The organism is Streptomyces griseicoloratus, assembly GCF_014534645.1.
GTDB lineage: Bacteria > Actinomycetota > Actinomycetes > Streptomycetales > Streptomycetaceae > Streptomyces > Streptomyces griseicoloratus.
On the sequence record NZ_JACVQF010000223.1, the window covers coordinates 182,588 to 200,189 of the forward strand.

General features: G+C 68.8%; 18 protein-coding genes. 9 read left to right on the top strand and 9 right to left on the bottom strand.

The genetic code is table 11. From position 1 onward, the window contains the following. Positions 1-14: 14 nt before the first annotated feature. From sigM to trxA, 4 genes are all read left to right on the top strand, one after another. Complete coding sequence (sigM, locus tag H0H10_RS31225) at positions 15-740, top strand: RNA polymerase sigma factor SigM (RefSeq protein ID WP_188184501.1); 726 nt, start codon at positions 15-17, stop codon at positions 738-740. Beyond that, positions 737-1,636 carry an RsmA family anti-sigma factor gene (locus H0H10_RS31230; RefSeq protein ID WP_188184502.1) on the top strand — a complete coding sequence of 300 codons (900 nt, stop codon included), beginning with the start codon at positions 737-739 and terminating at the stop codon, positions 1,634-1,636. Before sigM ends, H0H10_RS31230 begins: the two co-directional genes overlap by 4 nt. A 128-nt stretch (positions 1,637-1,764) precedes the next feature. Further along, positions 1,765-2,733 carry a thioredoxin-disulfide reductase gene (gene trxB, locus H0H10_RS31235; RefSeq protein ID WP_188184503.1) on the top strand — a complete coding sequence of 323 codons (969 nt, stop codon included), beginning with the start codon at positions 1,765-1,767 and terminating at the stop codon, positions 2,731-2,733. 41 nt (positions 2,734-2,774) lie between these two features. Then, the gene (gene trxA / locus H0H10_RS31240) at positions 2,775-3,107 is read left to right on the top strand and encodes a thioredoxin (RefSeq protein WP_077798175.1); all 333 of its coding nucleotides are present in this window, start codon (positions 2,775-2,777) and stop codon (positions 3,105-3,107) included. A gap of 92 nt (positions 3,108-3,199) precedes the next feature. On the opposite strand, the gene H0H10_RS31245 is transcribed toward trxA, so the two are convergent. The 9 genes from H0H10_RS31245 to rpmH form a co-directional block, all read right to left on the bottom strand. Further along, positions 3,200-3,817 carry a GNAT family N-acetyltransferase gene (locus H0H10_RS31245; RefSeq protein WP_188184504.1) on the bottom strand — a complete coding sequence of 206 codons (618 nt, stop codon included), beginning with the start codon at positions 3,815-3,817 and terminating at the stop codon, positions 3,200-3,202. Between the two features lie 328 nt (positions 3,818-4,145). After that, on the bottom strand, positions 4,146-5,249 hold the full coding sequence (locus H0H10_RS31250; protein ID WP_188184505.1) for a ParB/RepB/Spo0J family partition protein: 1,104 nt from the start codon (positions 5,247-5,249) through the stop codon (positions 4,146-4,148). Then, on the bottom strand, positions 5,246-6,319 hold the full coding sequence (locus H0H10_RS31255) for a ParA family protein (protein ID WP_188184617.1): 1,074 nt from the start codon (positions 6,317-6,319) through the stop codon (positions 5,246-5,248). Before H0H10_RS31255 ends, H0H10_RS31250 begins: the two co-directional genes overlap by 4 nt. 311 nt (positions 6,320-6,630) lie before the next feature. Then, positions 6,631-7,347 (bottom strand): 16S rRNA (guanine(527)-N(7))-methyltransferase RsmG, encoded by a 717-nt coding sequence (rsmG, locus tag H0H10_RS31260; protein WP_188184506.1) that lies wholly within the window; start codon positions 7,345-7,347, stop codon positions 6,631-6,633. A 125-nt stretch (positions 7,348-7,472) separates the two neighbouring features. Further along, positions 7,473-7,985, bottom strand: coding sequence for a Jag family protein (locus tag H0H10_RS31265; RefSeq protein ID WP_188184507.1), 513 nt, complete (start codon positions 7,983-7,985; stop codon positions 7,473-7,475). Between the two features lie 15 nt (positions 7,986-8,000). Next, positions 8,001-9,272: a membrane protein insertase YidC gene (gene yidC, locus H0H10_RS31270; protein WP_188184508.1), complete on the bottom strand. Its 1,272-nt coding sequence runs from the start codon at positions 9,270-9,272 to the stop codon at positions 8,001-8,003. A 3-nt stretch (positions 9,273-9,275) separates the two neighbouring features. After that, positions 9,276-9,650, bottom strand: a complete 375-nt coding sequence (gene yidD / locus H0H10_RS31275) for a membrane protein insertion efficiency factor YidD (protein WP_188184509.1) — start codon at positions 9,648-9,650, stop codon at positions 9,276-9,278. Further along, a complete protein-coding gene (rnpA, locus tag H0H10_RS31280; RefSeq protein ID WP_188184510.1) occupies positions 9,647-10,018 on the bottom strand; it encodes a ribonuclease P protein component in 372 nt (123 codons plus the stop codon). The genes yidD and rnpA overlap by 4 nt, the downstream gene beginning before the upstream one ends. Positions 10,019-10,039: 21 nt before the next feature. Then, a complete protein-coding gene (rpmH, locus tag H0H10_RS31285) occupies positions 10,040-10,177 on the bottom strand; it encodes a 50S ribosomal protein L34 (RefSeq protein ID WP_003956500.1) in 138 nt (45 codons plus the stop codon). Between the two features lie 372 nt (positions 10,178-10,549). On the opposite strand from rpmH, the gene dnaA reads away from it, so the two are divergent. The 5 genes from dnaA (at position 10,550) to H0H10_RS31310 (ending at position 17,341) form a co-directional block, all read left to right on the top strand. After that, a complete protein-coding gene (dnaA, locus tag H0H10_RS31290; RefSeq protein ID WP_188184511.1) occupies positions 10,550-12,427 on the top strand; it encodes a chromosomal replication initiator protein DnaA in 1,878 nt (625 codons plus the stop codon). Positions 12,428-13,418: 991 nt separating this feature from the next. Beyond that, complete coding sequence (gene dnaN, locus H0H10_RS31295; RefSeq protein ID WP_188184512.1) at positions 13,419-14,549, top strand: DNA polymerase III subunit beta; 1,131 nt, start codon at positions 13,419-13,421, stop codon at positions 14,547-14,549. Between the two features lie 215 nt (positions 14,550-14,764). Then, positions 14,765-15,640, top strand: coding sequence for a phosphogluconate dehydrogenase (NAD(+)-dependent, decarboxylating) (gene gnd, locus H0H10_RS31300; protein ID WP_188184513.1), 876 nt, complete (start codon positions 14,765-14,767; stop codon positions 15,638-15,640). Between the two features lie 40 nt (positions 15,641-15,680). After that, positions 15,681-16,802 carry a DNA replication/repair protein RecF gene (recF, locus tag H0H10_RS31305; RefSeq protein ID WP_188184514.1) on the top strand — a complete coding sequence of 374 codons (1,122 nt, stop codon included), beginning with the start codon at positions 15,681-15,683 and terminating at the stop codon, positions 16,800-16,802. Continuing rightward, positions 16,799-17,341 (top strand): DciA family protein, encoded by a 543-nt coding sequence (locus H0H10_RS31310; RefSeq protein WP_188184515.1) that lies wholly within the window; start codon positions 16,799-16,801, stop codon positions 17,339-17,341. Before recF ends, H0H10_RS31310 begins: the two co-directional genes overlap by 4 nt. Positions 17,342-17,602: the final 261 nt, after the last annotated feature.

Below are 17,602 nucleotides of genomic sequence, written 5' to 3' on the forward strand. Positions count from 1 at the left end.
GGGAGGGGGGTCCGATGGCCGATGACACCGCGTACGGCGGCACCAGCGATCAGGACCTCCTGGCCCGCCACGTGGAAGGCGACCCGGACGCCTTCGCCGAACTGGTGCGCCGCCACCGGGACCGGCTCTGGGCCGTGGCCCTGCGGACACTGGGGGACCGCGAGGAAGCCGCTGACGCGGTCCAGGACGCTCTCGTCTCCGCCTACCGGGCCGCCCACACCTTCCGCGGTCAGTCGGCCGTCACGACCTGGCTGCACCGGATCACGGTGAACGCCTGCCTGGACCGTGCCCGCAAGGCGGACTCCCGGAAGACGTCTCCGGTCGACGACACAGAACGTCTGGAGCAGCTCCTCGAACCGCACGAGTCGGCGTCCGCGCCCGCCGAGCGCAATGATCTGCACCGCCAGCTGCTGGAGGCCCTGGACACCCTGCCGCCCGACCAGCGGGCGGCCCTCGTCCTGGTGGACATGCAGGGCTACCCCGTCGCCGAGGCCGCCCGCATCCTCGACGTGCCGACCGGCACGATCAAGAGCCGGTGCGCCCGCGGCAGAGCCAGACTCCTGCCGCTGCTCAACCATCTGCGTCCGGACGGCAGCGGCGACAGCAAGAACCGGGACGGGAAGCGGAACCGGATGCAAGAGACATCCGTCCCACCCGCAGCGGGACCGCACCAGGCGGGTCCGCCGGACGCAGGGCCGAGCGATTCAGCCGCAGTGAAGGGCGGAGGTGGACGAGCGTGACGTCGTCGACGACAGACCTGACCGGGCACCCGGACGTCACGGAGATCTCCGACCTCGCCGAGGGCCTGCTGCCGCCCTCGCGGACCACGGACCTACGGCTCCACCTGGACTCCTGCGAACTCTGCGCGGATGTCTACACGTCTCTGGAGGAGATCCGCGGACTGCTGGGCACAGCGCCGGGGCCGGCACGGATGCCGGACGACGTGGTCGGCCGTATCGACGCCGCCCTCGCGGCCGAGGCGCTGCTCCACACCACTGCCCCCGGTGCCGCCGACGCTTCGGCTGCCCCTTCCGACGGGGACGACAGCGCACATGTTTCACGTGAAACATCGGCACCGGCAGACCGTCCTGCCGGGCGCGCTCGCCCCTCCACCACCGGCCCGGGCCGCAAGGAGCGCAGGCGGGGCGGACGCCGCAGGATCGCCGCCCTCGGGGCTGTGGTCGCTGCCGCCGCCCTGGGGCTCGGCTCTGTGATCGTGGCGTCCGTCACCGACGGCAACACGCCCGACGACACCGCTCACGGCCGGCAGACGGCACTTGCGGACACCTTCTCCAAGGGCAAGCTGCAGGAGCAGGTCACCACTCTCCTCTCCGACCAGCAGGGGACGCCCCGCACCCCGCAGAGCTTCGGTGTGGAATCCGAGACCGGCGCAGAGAACCACGTCTTCAAGCAGCCCACGGTGCCCGAGTGCGTCCAGAAGGGCATCGGCCGCAACGATGCGGCGCTCGCCACCGAGGAGGGCGTCTACAAGGGCAAGGAGGCGCTGCTCGTCGTGCTGCCCGACCCTTCCGACGACAGCAGGGTCACCGCCTACATCGTCGAGGCGAGCTGTGTGTCTCAGGCTTCACCCACGGCGGCCGAGGTCCTCCTGAAGGACACCTACTCCCGGTCGTGACCGCGGGCGACACCGCCGCCTGGTCTCCGCGGGAATGCGCGCCCCTTAGGATCCGTTGGGTGGGGTGAGAGCTCCGAGAAAGCTCCCACCGGTCCTGAAGACGCAGTCCAGAGACGAGGAATGAAGCCGTGAGCGACGTCCGAAACGTGATCATCATCGGCTCCGGGCCCGCCGGCTATACGGCGGCGCTCTACACCGCGCGCGCGTCGCTGAAGCCGCTGGTGTTCGAGGGCGCCGTCACCGCGGGTGGTGCGCTGATGAACACCACCGAGGTGGAGAACTTCCCGGGCTTCCAGGACGGCATCATGGGCCCCGAGCTCATGGACAACATGCGCGCTCAGGCCGAGCGCTTCGGTGCCGAGCTCGTCCCGGACGATGTCGTCGCCGTCGACCTGGACGGTGAGATCAAGACCGTCACGGACACCGCGGGCACCGTCCACCGGGCGAAGGCCGTCATCGTCGCCACCGGCTCCCAGCACCGCAAGCTCGGCCTGCCGAACGAGGACGCTCTCTCCGGTCGTGGTGTCTCCTGGTGCGCGACCTGCGACGGCTTCTTCTTCAAGGACCAGGACATCGCCGTGATCGGCGGCGGTGACACCGCCATGGAGGAGGCGACGTTCCTCTCGCGCTTCGCGAAGTCCGTGACCATCGTCCACCGCCGCGACACCCTGCGCGCCTCCAAGGCGATGCAGGAGCGTGCCTTCGCGGACCCGAAGATCACGTTCATCTGGGACAGCGAGGTCGCCGAGGTGCAGGGCGACCAGAAGCTCTCGGGCCTGAAGCTGCGCAACGTCAAGACGGGCGAGCTCTCGGACCTCGCGGTGACCGGCCTGTTCATCGCCATCGGCCACGATCCGCGCACCGAGCTCTTCAAGGGCCAGCTCGACCTGGACTCGGAGGGCTACCTGAAGGTCGACGCGCCCTCGACCCGCACCAACCTGACCGGTGTCTTCGCCGCCGGTGACGTGGTCGACCACACCTACCGCCAGGCGATCACCGCGGCCGGTACCGGCTGCTCCGCCGCTCTCGACGCGGAGCGCTACCTCGCCGCGCTGAGCGACGAGGACAAGGCCGAGCCCGAGAAGACCACTGTCTGACCCCCATCCGCCCCACGCACCAAACAGTTAAGGAGCCCGCCGTGGCCGGCACCCTGAAGCAAGTGACCGACGACTCCTTCGAGCAGGACGTCCTCAAGAGCGACAAGCCCGTCCTGGTGGACTTCTGGGCCGCCTGGTGCGGTCCTTGCCGCCAGATCGCGCCGTCCCTCGAGGCCATCGCCGCCGAGTACGGCGACAAGATCGAGGTCGTCAAGCTGAACATCGACGAGAACCCGGGTACGGCCGCCAAGTACGGCGTCATGTCGATTCCGACCCTGAACGTCTACCAGGGCGGCGAGGTCGCCAAGACCATCGTCGGTGCCAAGCCGAAGGCCGCGATCGTTCGCGACCTCGAGGACTTCATCGCCGACTGACGTTTCACGTGAAACACGAATGGGCCGGCCCGGACGGGCTGGCCCATTCGCATGACGGCACCCCACAGGCACCCGCTCTCAGCAGGCCCCCTTCACAACGGCCTCAGCGCCGGTTCCTTCTGTACGGCTCCGAGCAGTCGGTCGAGCGCCATCTCCACGTCTTCCTTCCAGGAGAGCGTGGACCGCAGCTCCAGCCTCAGCCGTGGATAGCTGGGATGGGGCCTGACCGTCTTGAAGCCCACCGCCAGCAGATGATCCGCCGGCAGGACACAGGCGGGTTCCTTCCAGCGGGCGTCCCCGAATGCCTCGACCGCCTTGAAGCCCCTCCGCAACAGGTCCTTGGCGACCGTCTGGACCATCACCCGGCCCAGACCCTGCCCCTGGTAGCCCGGCATCAGGAACGCGGTCATCAACTGCACCGCATCAGGTGAGACAGGACTGGTGGGGAACGCCGTCGAGCGCGGGACGTAGGCGGGAGGGGCGTACAGCACGAACCCCACCGGAACGTCGTCGACGTAGACCACCCGCCCGCAGGAGCCCCAGTCCAGCAGCACCGCGGAGATCCAGGATTCCTTCTCCAGGGCGGCCGTGCCCGCTCTTACCGCCGCTTCACCGCTGACGGGATCCAGCTCCCAGAAGACACACGAGCGACAGCGCTGGGGAAGGTCCTGAAGATTGTCCAGCGTGAGCGGTACGAGCCGACGCCCCATGGAGGCTGTTCCTCGCTTCCTTCTCCCGCCGCATCACGGGCGGCGGTCAGAGCACTCCGTTCCCTGAGCAGGCTGCCGATGAAACCACCGATCGCGCCCAGCCCCAGACCTGCGCTCACCAGCCCGGTGCGGCTCCTGGTTCGCATGGCCCCTGCCTCCCTCTCAGAGGTACTGCCAGGTGATAGCGCCATCCCGATCGCATCGTATCGATGATGCGATCGACTCGATACCGACGGAAAGCAAAGGGCGGACCGTGTTCCAGTACACGCCGGACACGACCCGCCCTGCCGGACCGTGGAGCGCCGTCACGCGCTCCGCCTCCCGCGCCTCAGGAGTCGGACTCCTCCTCGGAGTCCCCTTCCAGCAGGCTCTTCTGCATCACGGGGCCCTCGCCGGGAGCGAGAGTGCCGAGGATCCGTTCGAGGTCCTCCATGGAGGCGAACTCAACGGTGATCTTGCCCTTCTTCTGGCCCAGGTCGACCTTCACCCGGGTCTCGAAGCGGTCCGAGAGCCGCGTGGCCAGCTCGGACAGAGCCGGGGAGACCCGGGCGCCGGCCCGCGGGCCCTTGGCACGCGCCGCCTTCTGCGGTCGAGAACCCATCAGCGTGACGATCTCCTCGACCGCCCGCACCGACAGCCCCTCGGCCACGATCCGATGGGCCAGCCGGTCCTGCTCCTCCGAGTCCTCCACCGAAAGCAGCACCCGGGCGTGGCCCGCGGAGAGCACCCCGGCGGCGACGCGCTTCTTGACCGCCGAGGAGAGCTTCAGCAGGCGCAGGGTGTTGGAGACCTGGGGCCGAGAACGCCCGATACGGTCCGCCAGCTGATCGTGCGTGCAGTTGAAGTCCTTCAGCAGCTGGTCGTAGGCGGCGGCCTCTTCCAGCGGGTTGAGCTGCGCGCGGTGCAGGTTCTCGAGGAGGGCGTCCAGAAGAAGCTTCTCGTCCTCTGTGGCCCGCACGATCGCCGGGATGGCCTCCAGGCCCGCCTCTTGGCAGGCCCGCCAGCGGCGCTCACCCATGATGAGCTCATAACGGGACGGGCCCGTCTGCCGCACGACGACCGGCTGCAGGAGACCGACCTCCTTGATGGAGGTGATGAGCTCGGCGAGGGCGTCGTCGTCGAAGATCTCACGCGGCTGTCGTGGATTCGGCGTGATGTCGCCGAGGGGGATCTCCGCAAAGTACGCCCCCATGGGAGCCGCGGGACTTCCCTCGACGCCTGATGCGTTCGCTGCCTCTGTTTCACGTGAAACAGAGCCCAGCGTGGCCACCTTCGCCGCGGCTACTCCCCGGTCGCCCGACGGCAGGGGCACGGCCGCAGGGGAAGCGGCACCCGCATTCCCCAGAGCGGCCGAGGCCACCGTCTTCTCCGTCGGGGCGGCCGGGATCAGTGCGCCGAGACCACGACCCAACCCCCTCCGTCGCTCACTCACTGGATCCCCTCCACCATGCTCGGGTCGTTCTGGGCGCCGAGGTGGGCATGAGTGGCGTCATAACTGACGCCGACGCCCTTCAGCGCGATCTCTCGTGCCGCCTCCAGATAGGAGAGGGCTCCGCTCGATCCTGGATCGTAGGTCAGCACCGTCTGTCCATAGCTCGGGGCCTCGGAGATCCGGACGGAACGGGGAATGCTCGTCCGCAGCACCTCGTCGCCGAAGTGGCTGCGCACCTCGTCCGCGACCTGGGACGCGAGCCGCGTACGGCCGTCGTACATCGTGAGCAGGATCGTCGACACGTGAAGAGTGGGGTTGAGGTGTCCACGCACCAGGTCGACGTTGCGCAGCAGCTGCCCCAGGCCTTCCAGCGCGTAGTACTCGCACTGGATCGGAATGAGCACTTCTTGGCCGGCGACGAGTGCGTTGACGGTCAGCAGGCCCAGGGACGGCGGGCAGTCGATGAGGATGTAGTCCAGCGGCTGCTCGTACGCCTGGATGGCTCGCTGCAGTCGGCTTTCCCGCGCAACCAGGGAGACCAGTTCGATCTCCGCACCGGCGAGATCGATCGTGGCAGGGGCGCAGAAAAGGCCCTCGACATCGAGGACCGGCTGGACGACATCAGACAGCGGCCGGCTCTCGACCAACACGTCATAGATGGACGGCACTTCGGCGTGATGATCAATACCCAGGGCGGTGGACGCGTTGCCCTGAGGATCGAGGTCGACCACCAGGACGCGACTGCCGTGCAGGGCCAGCGACGCGGCAAGATTGACGGTCGTCGTCGTCTTGCCCACGCCGCCCTTCTGGTTGGCGACCACGATGATTCGGGTCTGCTCGGGCCGTGGCAGGCCCTCGCCGGCGCGGCCGAGGGCGTCCACCGCCAATTGGGCCGCACGACCGATCGGAGTGTCGTCCATCGGAGGCGGTGTTTCACGTGAAACATCGGCCCCCATCGACTCGGTACGGGGACCGGGGACCGGATCGGTCATCGGTCCCGCGATGTTGGCGTCGGACCGCAAGGATTCACTCTCCTCGACTTCAGGCTCGCAATGAACAGAGCCTCCCATGCCTTCGGGGTCATGAACCAGTGAGGCCTGACGTTCTGTGGAGAAATCCACCTCTGTGGACAACTCCGCACCCCTCACGGGGGGCGGAGTGTCCCGAGCGGCGGGATCCTCGCCGAGCGACCCAAGAGGCTGCCGGTCGCGAGGTTCGGCCGCAGCGCGGCCGCGACTGATGATGCCGTGCAACAGTGAGCGACGTTTCACGTGAAACACGATGCCGAGCGACCCAGCCCGAACTGTCGCGACACTCCGGCATGCGCAGGTTTGCAGGCTTGTGTGGAGTACGTCTCCTTGTCGTGGAGTACGTCTCCTCCTCAGCGACGCCGGCGCGTCCGCCCCGTGCGGGCCGCCTTGGCCCGCTTGGCGGCGAAGCGCACACCACCGGGGCTCTCCCCGACCTCGACCCGCACCACGGTCGACATGGGCTCCACGATCCCCTCACCGACGTGCAGGATCGACGTCTCGACCGCACCCAGCTTGCTCAGGGCCGCGGCCGCGCTCTTGAGCTCTTCCTCGGCCGTGTCGCCCTTGAGCGCGAGCATCTCGCCGTACGGGCGCAGCAGCGGAATCCCCCAGGTGGCCAGACGGTCCAGCGGGGCCACTGCACGGGCCGTGACCACATGCACCGGAGTGAGCTTGCCCATGACCTCCTCGGCCCGGCCGCGTACCACCGTCACATGATCCAGCCCCAGCAGCTCGACGACCTCGGTCAGGAAGTTCGTGCGCCGCAGCAGCGGCTCCAAGAGCGTGATCTTCAGGTCGTCCCGGACGAGCGCCAGCGGGATCCCGGGCAGACCGGCACCCGAGCCGACGTCGCACACCGTGACCCCCTCGGGCACGACCTCCGCGAGCACCGCACAGTTCAGCAGGTGCCGCTCCCACAGGCGGGGCACCTCACGCGGGCCGATCAGACCGCGCTGCACTCCCGCCTCGGCGAGCAACTCCGCGTAGCGGACCGCATCCGCATAGCGATCGCCGAAAACCTCGCGTGCCTGCTCGGGCGCGGGGGGAAGCTCCGCTGCCTCCGTCACGGGGGACCGTCCTTCCGTACCGCATCGGTGCCCTGGGCGCCGATGCCAGAACCACCAGAACTATCAGGCTGACAAAATTCGGCCCCGTCTGCGCAACAGACGGGGCCGGGGAACGTGGAGACCGATCAGGCAGGAAGCACGACGACGAAGCGCTGCGGCTCCTCGCCCTCGGACTCGCTGCGCAGTCCCGCGGCCTTGACCGCGTCGTGCACGACCTTGCGCTCGAAGGGGGTCATCGGCTTCAGCCGCACGGACTCCCCGCTGCTCTTGACCTCGGCCGCGGCCTTGGCGCCCAGCTCGGAGAGCTCGGCACGCTTCCTGGCGCGGTAGCCCGCGATGTCGAGCATCAGCCGGCTGCGGTCCCCGGTCTCCCGGTGCACGGCCAGCCGCGTGAGCTCCTGCAGGGCCTCCAGCACCTCGCCGTCACGGCCGACCAGCTTCTGCAGATCGCGGCTGCCCGTGTCGCTGATGATCGAGACAGAGGCACGGTCGGCCTCGACGTCCATGTCGATGTCGCCGTCGAGATCGGCGATGTCGAGCAGACCCTCCAGGTAGTCCGCCGCGATCTCACCCTCCTGCTCCAGGCGGGTCAGGGTGTCTGCGCCCTCGGCAGCGGCGGAGGTGGTGCCTTCCGTCACGGGATGGACTCCTTCTTACTTCTTCGACGGGGACTTGGGCCGCTGCGGGCCCTTGCGCTGTCCGGACTGGGCCTTGCTGCGGGCACCGGTGCCGGGCTTCTGGGCCGGCTTCTTCGCACCGCCTGCGGGCTTGGCATCCTCCGGCTCTCCGGACTTGCTGAGCGACGTCTTCGGCTCGGCCGCACCGGCCGGCTTCGCGGACTGCCGCTGAGACTTGCTCTGCCGCTTGGGCTGCTGGCGCTTGGGTGCGCCGGTGGCGGCGGGCGCACCGTCCTCGGTCTGGGCGGCGACAGCGGTCTCGCTCTTCACCACGGTGCCGTCCGCCTGGGCCGCGAGGCCCGCCTTGTTCAGGCCGTTGATGAACTTGCGCTCGAACTCGTTGCGGTCACGGCCCTTGGCGACGATGGCCTTGACGATCGCCTTCTCACCGCGGCCACGGGTCTTGCCGTGGTGGGTGACCCGCTTGTGCAGGCGCTCCAGGTAGGCAGCCTGGGCCTTCGAACCCGGGGTCGGGTTGTTGTGGATGACGTACATCTGCTGGCCCATGGTCCACACGTTGGTGGTCAGCCAGTAGACGAGGACACCGACCGGGAAGTTCACACCGAAGACGGCGAACATGACGGGGAAGACGTACATCAGCATCTTCTGCTGCTGCATGAACGGCGTCTTCACCGTGGTGTCGACGTTCTTCGTCATCAGCTGGCGCTGGGTGAAGAACTGCGAGGCCGACATCAGGACGATCATGATCGCGGTGACGACCCGGACGTCGGTCAGCGAAGCGTTGAGCGCGGCGACGTCGCTCTCGCTGCTGAAGAACTTCGAGGCCAGCGGGGCCCCGAAGATGTGCGCCTTCTGCGCGCTCTCCAGCAGGTTCTGGTTGATCACGCCGATGGTGTCGTTCGACGCGATGCTGTTGAGCACGTGGTAGAGCGCGAAGAAGAACGGGGACTGCGCCAGGATGGGAAGGCACGAGGAGAGCGGGTTGGTGCCCGTCTCCTTGTACAGCTTCATCATCTCTTCGGACTGGCGCTGCCGGTCGTTCTTGTAACGCTCCTGGATCTTCTTCATCTCCGGCTGGAGCGTCTGCATGCCGCGCGTCGCCTTGATCTGCTTCACGAAGAGCGGGATCAGGCAGATACGGATCAGGATCACCAGGGACACGATGGACAGGCCCCAGGCCCATCCGGTGTCGGGGCCGAAGATGGCGCCGTACACGCTGTGGAACTGGACGATGACCCAGGAGACAGGTGTCGTGATGAAGCTGAAGAGGCTGGCAATCGTGTCCACTAATCATGCTCCTTGGGCATGGGACTGGGTCTCTGCGGCCGGGCTCGGAGGACCGGACGGACTCGTCGGAGAAGTCTGTCCCCCGGTGGCCGGTTCGGCGGCGGAGGTCCCGCCCCTGCGTGCACGCCAGGCGTCACGCAACATTTCGTGCCACCGCGGACGCTTGCGCGGCGGAACATGGTCCACTCCGCCCGGCGACCACGGATTGCACCGCAGGATGCGCCAGGCGGTGAGCACCGTGCCCTTGATGGCACCGTGCCGGTCGATGGCCGTGTAGCCGTAGTGGGAACACGACGGGTAGTACTTGCAGACCGGCCCCAGCAGCGGACTGATCGTCCACTGGTACAGCTTGATCAGGGCCAGCAGCGGGTACTTCATCGCGCGCCCCCTCCCAGCAGCCGCTCCAGGGCGGCATCCAGGTCTCGGGCCAGCTGTGCATGGTCGGCGTCACCCGCACCGGGCAGCGCTCGTACGACTACCAGGCTACCGGGGGGAAACAGGTCGACCCGGTCGCGCATCAGATGGCGAAGCCTGCGCTTCACCTTGTTGCGCACGACCGCACCGCCGACGGCTTTGCTCACGACGAAACCCGCACGCGTCGGGGAAGCGCTCTCCCCAGGCGCGTGCGGGTCCGTGGCACCGCTACGAAAGTGGACGACGAGATGCGGGCGGCCTGCCCGGCGACCTCGTCGTACCGCGGTCGCGAAGTCCTCGCGCCGCCTCAGCCGGTTCTCGGTGGGCAGCACGACGTCATGACCTGATCGGAATCAGGCGGACAGACGGGCGCGACCCTTGCTGCGGCGGGACGCGAGGATCGCGCGGCCGGCACGGGTGCGCATACGCAGCCGGAAGCCGTGGGTCTTCGCGCGACGACGGTTGTTCGGCTGGAAGGTGCGCTTGCTCACTCGGGGGCTCCAGAAAGAAATCGGGGTTGGCGGGGTGCCTGGCTGTCACCGTGCGCCCACGAGTAGCTCGCGTTACGCCCGAGTGCACCGCTGTCCGATCACCTTGACGTGATCTGTGCCCATCGGAGGCAGGCGGCAGCAGCCATCGACAACTCGACCTGGTCACGGTACGCGGGACTGCGCCATTCGGTCAAACCAACGGGCGGTGGGCGAGACTTGTCCACAGGCTGGGGACAACGACTTGAACCCTACCGGCCGCGCTGACTACCGTTGGTGGACTCCGATTCGTTCCCTTATCCCTGCCCGCCCCGATTTTCATCCCGACCCGTCCCCGAATCACACCTTCGAGGGACACATGAGAGAGCGTGCCCTGTGGCTGACGTACCTGCCGATCTTGCCGCAGTGTGGCCACGCGTACTGGAGCAGCTCCTCGGGGAGGGACGCGGCCAGGGCGTCGAGTCCAAGGACGAGCACTGGATCCGTCGCTGCCAGCCGCTCGCTCTGGTCGCGGACACCGCCCTGCTTGCCGTACCGAACGAATTCGCGAAAGGCGTACTGGAAGGCCGCCTCGCCCCGGTCGTCAGCGAGACCCTGAGCCGCGAGTGCGGCCGGCCGATCCGCATCGCGATCACCGTCGACGACTCCGCCGGGGAACCCCCGGCCCCGCCGGCCCCGCCTTCGCGGCCCCAGTCGCGCTACGAAGAGCCCGAACTGCCGGCCCCCGGCCCGGGCGGCCGCGACGACTACGAGGGTTACGGGCGCCACCGCGGCGACCAGCTCCCCACGGCCCGCCCCGCCTACCCCTCGGAGTACCAGCGCCCCGAACCAGGCTCCTGGCCGCGCCCCGCACAGGACGACTACGGATGGCAGCAGCAGCGCCTCGGCTTCCCCGAGCGGGACCCGTACGCCTCTCCGCCGGACTCGTACGGCTCGTCGCCCCAGGACTCCTACAAGCAGGAGCCCTACCCCCAGGACCCGTACCAGCAGGACTACCGCCCGCAGTCGCCGGAGCACCCGTCGTACGACGGTCAGCGCGCCGACTACGACCAGCCACGCGGCGACTACGACCAGCGCGCCACCCGACGTGACCTGCCCGAACCGCCGTCCGGCGCGGGCCAGGCCCATCGCGGCGGCCCGGTCGGCCCCGGCCTGCCGGCCACCGGCGCACCCGGCCCGCTGGCCGCCCAGCCCGCACCGGCGACCGGACCGGGCGAGCCGACCGCACGCCTGAACCCGAAGTACCTGTTCGACACCTTCGTGATCGGCGCCTCCAACCGCTTCGCGCACGCGGCCGCGGTCGCCGTCGCCGAGGCGCCCGCGAAGGCGTACAACCCCCTGTTCATCTACGGGGAGTCGGGGCTCGGCAAGACGCACCTGCTGCACGCGATCGGGCACTACGCGCGCAGCCTGTACCCCGGCACGCGCGTGCGGTACGTCAGCTCGGAGGAGTTCACCAACGAGTTCATCAACTCCATCCGCGACGGCAAGGGCGACAGCTTCCGCAAGCGCTACCGCGAGATGGACATCCTGCTCGTCGACGACATCCAGTTCCTGGCGGACAAGGAGTCGACGCAGGAGGAGTTCTTCCACACCTTCAACACGCTCCACAACGCCAACAAGCAGATCGTCCTCAGCAGCGACCGGCCGCCCAAGCAGCTGGTCACGCTGGAGGACCGGCTGCGGAACCGTTTCGAGTGGGGTCTGATCACCGACGTCCAGCCGCCGGAGCTGGAGACGCGCATCGCGATCCTGCGCAAGAAGGCCGTGCAGGAGCAGCTGAACGCACCGCCGGAGGTCCTGGAGTTCATCGCCTCCCGCATCTCGCGCAACATCCGCGAGCTGGAGGGCGCGCTGATCCGTGTCACGGCGTTCGCCTCGCTCAACCGGCAGCCGGTGGACCTGGGCCTGACCGAGATCGTCCTGAAGGACCTGATCCCCGGCGGTGAGGACTCGACGCCGGAGATCACCTCGACGGCCATCATGGGCGCGACCGCCGACTACTTCGGGCTCACGGTCGAGGACCTGTGCGGCAGCTCGCGCGGCCGCCAGCTCGTGACCGCGCGCCAGATCGCCATGTACCTCTGCCGGGAGCTGACGGACCTGTCGCTGCCGAAGATCGGTGCGCTGTTCGGCGGCCGCGACCACACGACGGTCATGCACGCCGACCGGAAGATCCGCAACCTGATGGCCGAGCGGCGTTCCATCTACAACCAGGTGACGGAGCTGACCAACCGCATCAAGAACGGCTGACGGCAGCAGGCCGGCCGCGTTCGCCGAGGCGCCCCCGGGGAGTCCTGGGGGCGCCTTTTCGCGCCCGCGGGCCTCGCCCCGTCGCCTCCGGGCCCCGCCCCGTCGCCTCCGGACCTCACCCCGTGCCCCAGAACCTCGTCAGTGCCCCAGAACCTCATCCCGTCTCGTGGTCCCGCAGGGCACGTCGCTGTCGTGCACGGGCAACCCGCTGTTCGAATACCTGCCGGGTTACGGTCGCTCTCCACAGATTCGGCGACTTTCTTCCGTCCACACCTTGGGGACCGGGAAGTTGTCCCGATCCTGTCCACAGCCAGGTCTGTTGAAGATGCATCAGGCCAGGTCAGCCCCTTGTGGATTCGTGGACGAACGATCTCCACAGGCTGTGGATGACCGAGTGGTCCACAACCTGTGCATCGGGTTGTCCACGGGCAACCCACAGGCGGCGGCCGGTTGTCCCCAGTGATCACCGGCTTCTCCACATGTCTGTCCACTGTTCGGCAACCAGGAGCCCGCCCTCACCGCGTCGAGTGAAAGGCGTCACAACAAGGTGCCGGATTGGGCTGTGGGAAAGGTGGGTAAACCTGGGGACGGCTCTGGGGAGAAGTCGCCTCTCCCTGTGCACGGGGTGTGCAGAACTTTCCGTTCTCCACAGAGACCCCGGGTTGTCCACGGCCTCCACCCACAGGCCCCGTGGACAAAATTCCCGCGCTGAGCTGGGCAAACGTGGTTATCCACGGTATCCACAGGCCCTACTACTACTCCCGACCAGAGAGAGCGCGGAATTCGTTTCGAAGCGGGTCCTGTGCACAACTCGCGGTCTCGAGCCCGACCGCCCCTCGTCGCGACTTGACCCCGAAGGGCACCTACTGTCAGTGCGGTGCGTCAGACTGGTCCCCGGTGTCCTTCCCGTCACAGGGACCGGCGACACCGAGTCAGACGACGAAGGCGAAGCAGGGCGAGAAGCGCCGGCAACAGCAGGAGGCGGCTTACGGTGAAGATCCGGGTGGAACGCGACGTACTCGCGGAGGCAGTGGCCTGGGCGGCGCGCAGCCTCCCGGCCCGTCCGCCGGCGCCGGTCCTCGCGGGCCTGCTGCTGAAGGCCGAGGACGGGCAGCTGAGCCTGTCGAGCTTCGACTACGAGGTCTCGGCGCGGGTGTCCGTGGAGGCCGAGGTCGAGGAGGAGGGCACGGTCCTCGTTTCCGGCCGCCTCCTCGCCGACATCTCCCGTGCCCTGCCCAACCGGCCGGTGGAGATTTCCACAGACGGTGTACGGGCGACGGTGGTCTGCGGCTCCTCGCGGTTCACCCTCCACACCCTGCCTGTGGAGGAGTACCCGGCCCTGCCGCAGATGCCGAACGCGACGGGCACGGTCCCCGGCGAGGTCTTCTCGTCCGCCGTGCAGCAGGTCGCCATCGCCGCCGGCCGCGACGACACGCTGCCCGTCCTCACCGGTGTGCGCATCGAGATCGAGGGCGACACGGTGACGCTGGCCTCCACCGACCGCTACCGCTTCGCGGTCCGCGAGTTCCTGTGGAAGCCGGAGAACCCGGACGCCTCGGCGGTCGCCCTGGTGCCCGCCAAGACGCTCCTGGACACCGCCAAGGCGCTGACCAGCGGCGACCAGGTGATCCTGGCGCTGTCCGGCTCGGGCGCGGGCGAGGGCCTGATCGGTTTCGAGGGCGCCGGCCGCCGGACGACGACCCGGCTGCTGGAGGGCGACCTCCCGAAGTACAAGACGCTGTTCCCGACGGAGTTCAACAGCGTCGCCGTGATCGAGACCGCCCCCTTCGTGGAGGCCGTCAAGCGCGTCGCCCTGGTCGCCGAGCGCAACACCCCGGTGCGGCTCAGCTTCGAGCAGGGCGTGCTCATCCTGGAGGCCGGCTCCAGCGATGACGCACAGGCTGTGGAAAGGGTCGACGCCCAACTGGAGGGCGACGACATCTCGATCGCCTTCAACCCGACGTTCCTGCTGGACGGCCTGAGCGCCATCGACTCCCCGGTGGCGCAGCTGTCCTTCACGACGTCCACGAAGCCGGCGCTGCTGAGCGGCAAGCCCGCGGTGGACGCCGAGGCGGACGAGGCCTACAAGTACCTGATCATGCCGGTGCGCCTGAGCGGCTGATCCGCCGGGCGACTGTCCGGAACCGGTTGTCCACAGCCCCGCCGGGCCGGTGGACAACCGGGCCCGGCGGACGAAGCCGCAGGTCAGGGCGACGTTTGAGCGCAAGTGCCCACAGGTGTGCACGAGCGTCCGGGTTTAGTCTCGTACGCGGGTACGAAAGTGCCGCGGCACGTCGGTGCCGCCACGCCATCTCGCACACCTAAGGAAAACAACTGATGGAGCTCGGTCTCGTCGGCCTCGGCAAGATGGGCGGCAACATGCGCGAGCGGATCCGCCGCGCGGGCCACACCGTCGTCGGATACGACCGCAACCCGGACCTCGCCGATGTCCACAGCCTGGAAGAGCTTGTGGGCAAGCTCACGGGTCCCCGCGTGGTCTGGGTGATGGTCCCGGCCGGCGAACCCACGCAGGCCACCATCGACCGGCTCGCCGAGCTGCTGGAGCCCGGCGACGTCGTCGTGGACGGCGGCAACTCCCGCTGGACCGACGACGAGAAGCACGCCGAGGAGCTGGCGGCCAAGGGCATCGGCTTCGTCGACTGCGGCGTCTCGGGCGGCGTGTGGGGCCTGGAGAACGGCTACGCGCTGATGTACGGCGGTGACGCGGAGAACGTCGCCAAGGTGCAGCCGATCTTCGACGCCCTGAAGCCGGAGGGTGACTTCGGTTCGGTGCACGCCGGCAAGGTCGGTGCGGGCCACTTCGCGAAGATGGTCCACAACGGCATCGAGTACGCGATGATGCAGGCCTACGCCGAGGGCTGGGAGCTGCTGGAGAAGGTCGACTCCGTGGAGAACGTCCGCGAGGTCTTCCGCTCCTGGCAGGAGGGCACCGTCATCCGCTCCTGGCTGCTCGACCTGGCGGTCAACGCCCTCGACGAGGACCAGCACCTGGACGGGCTCCGGGGTTATGCACAGGACTCCGGTGAGGGACGCTGGACTGTGGAGGCCGCGATCGACCACGCGGTTCCGCTGCCGGCGATCACAGCGTCGCTGTTCGCGCGGTTCGCCTCGCGCCAGGACGACTCGCCGCAGATGAAGATGATCGCCGCGCTGCGGAACCAGTTCGGCGGCCACGCGGTCGAGAAGAAGTAATCAGTACGCGAAGGACATGGGTGGAGGTCGGCGAACGACCATGCACGTCACGCATCTGTCGCTGGCCGACTTCCGCTCGTACGCGAGGGTCGAGGTCCCGCTCGACCCCGGCGTGACCGCGTTCGTCGGTCCCAACGGGCAGGGCAAGACGAACCTGGTCGAGGCGGTCGGCTACCTGGCGACCCTCGGCAGTCACCGGGTCTCCTCCGACGCCCCCCTGGTCCGCATGGGCGCCGACCGCGCGATCGTCCGCGCCCAGGTGCGCCAGGGGGACCGGCAGCAGCTGGTCGAGCTGGAGCTGAACCCGGGCCGCGCCAACCGTGCCCGTATCAACAGGTCCTCGCAGGTCAGGCCGCGTGACGTGCTCGGCATCGTACGGACCGTCCTGTTCGCGCCCGAGGACCTCGCCCTGGTCAAGGGCGATCCGGGTGAGCGTCGCCGCTTCCTCGACGAGCTGATCACCGCCCGCTCCCCGCGCATGGCGGGGGTGCGTTCGGACTACGACAGGGTCCTCAAGCAGCGCAACACCCTGCTGAAGTCGGCCGCGCTCGCCCGCCGGCACGGCGGCCGCGCGATGGACCTGTCCACGCTCGACGTCTGGGACCAGCACCTCGCGCGCGCGGGTGCCGAGCTGCTCGCCCAGCGCCTGGACCTGATCGCCGCGATCCAGCCGCTGGCCGACAAGGCGTACGAACAGCTGGCCCCCGGCGGCGGCCCCGTCGCCCTGGACTACAAGCCGTCGGCGCCCGGTGAGGCGCACACGCGGGAGGACCTCTTCGAGCAGCTGATGGCCGCGTTCGCCGAGGCCCGCAAGCAGGAGATCGAGCGGGGCGTCACGCTGGTCGGTCCGCACCGGGACGACCTGCTCCTCAGGCTCGGGCAGATGCCCGCCAAGGGGTACGCCTCCCACGGCGAGTCGTGGTCGTACGCGCTGGCGCTGCGTCTCGCGTCGTACGACCTGCTCAGAGCGGAGGGCAACGAGCCGGTGCTCGTCCTCGACGACGTCTTCGCCGAGCTGGACGCCCGGCGCCGCGAGCGGCTGGCCGAGCTGGTCGCGCCCGGCGAGCAGGTCCTGGTGACCGCCGCGGTCGACGACGACGTACCGCATGTGCTGGCGGGGGCGCGGTTCGCCGTGGCCGAGGGGACGGTGGAGCGCGTATGAGCACGGACGAGCCGACGCCGCGGAGGTCTCCCGAGCCGTCCGGTGTCGATCTCGCGCGCGTGGCGTTGCGGGCGGCGCGGGAGGCGGCACGCGCGCGTGGTGAGGCGGCTCAGCAGAAGCGGCAGGCCCGGCGTGGTGGTTTGCGCTCCGGCGCGCGCGCCGACGGCCGCGATCCCATGGCGCTGGGTTCGGCGATCAACCGGCTGATCACCGAGCGGGGCTGGGAGACCCCGGCCGCGGTGGGTGGTGTGATGGGGCGGTGGCCGCAGATCGTCGGTGAGGACGTGGCCAAGCACTGTGTCCCGGAGCGGTACGACGAGGACGAGCGGGTGCTGGTCGTGCGGTGCGACTCGACGGCGTGGGCGACGAACCTGCGGCTGCTCGCGCCGACGCTGGTCGCCCGGCTGAACGAGGACCTCGGTCACGGCTCGGTGCGCGTGATCAAGGTGCAGGGTCCGGGTGGTCCGGGTGGTCCGGCCCGTCGCTACGGTCCGCTGCGTGCGCCGGGGAGTACGGGGCCGGGGGACACGTACGGGTGAGCTGCGGCCCCTGCCTTGACGCAGGGTGACTGACATCACATCAACGCGCGTCAACGGCCGGTGTGTGCCGACGGCGCGCCCCTTGTCGTACAACCGCACACGGTTGCGAATCGCGATCTGACTTCGAAGTAGCCATGGGTTGACGCCTCGAAGCGCTGAGTGCCCTCGTGAGCCTCTTGGGGCCCCCATCCGCATATCGGGAGTCGGACGACGATGGTTCAGGGCGGCACATGGGGACTCAGGTACCGGCAAACACCCATC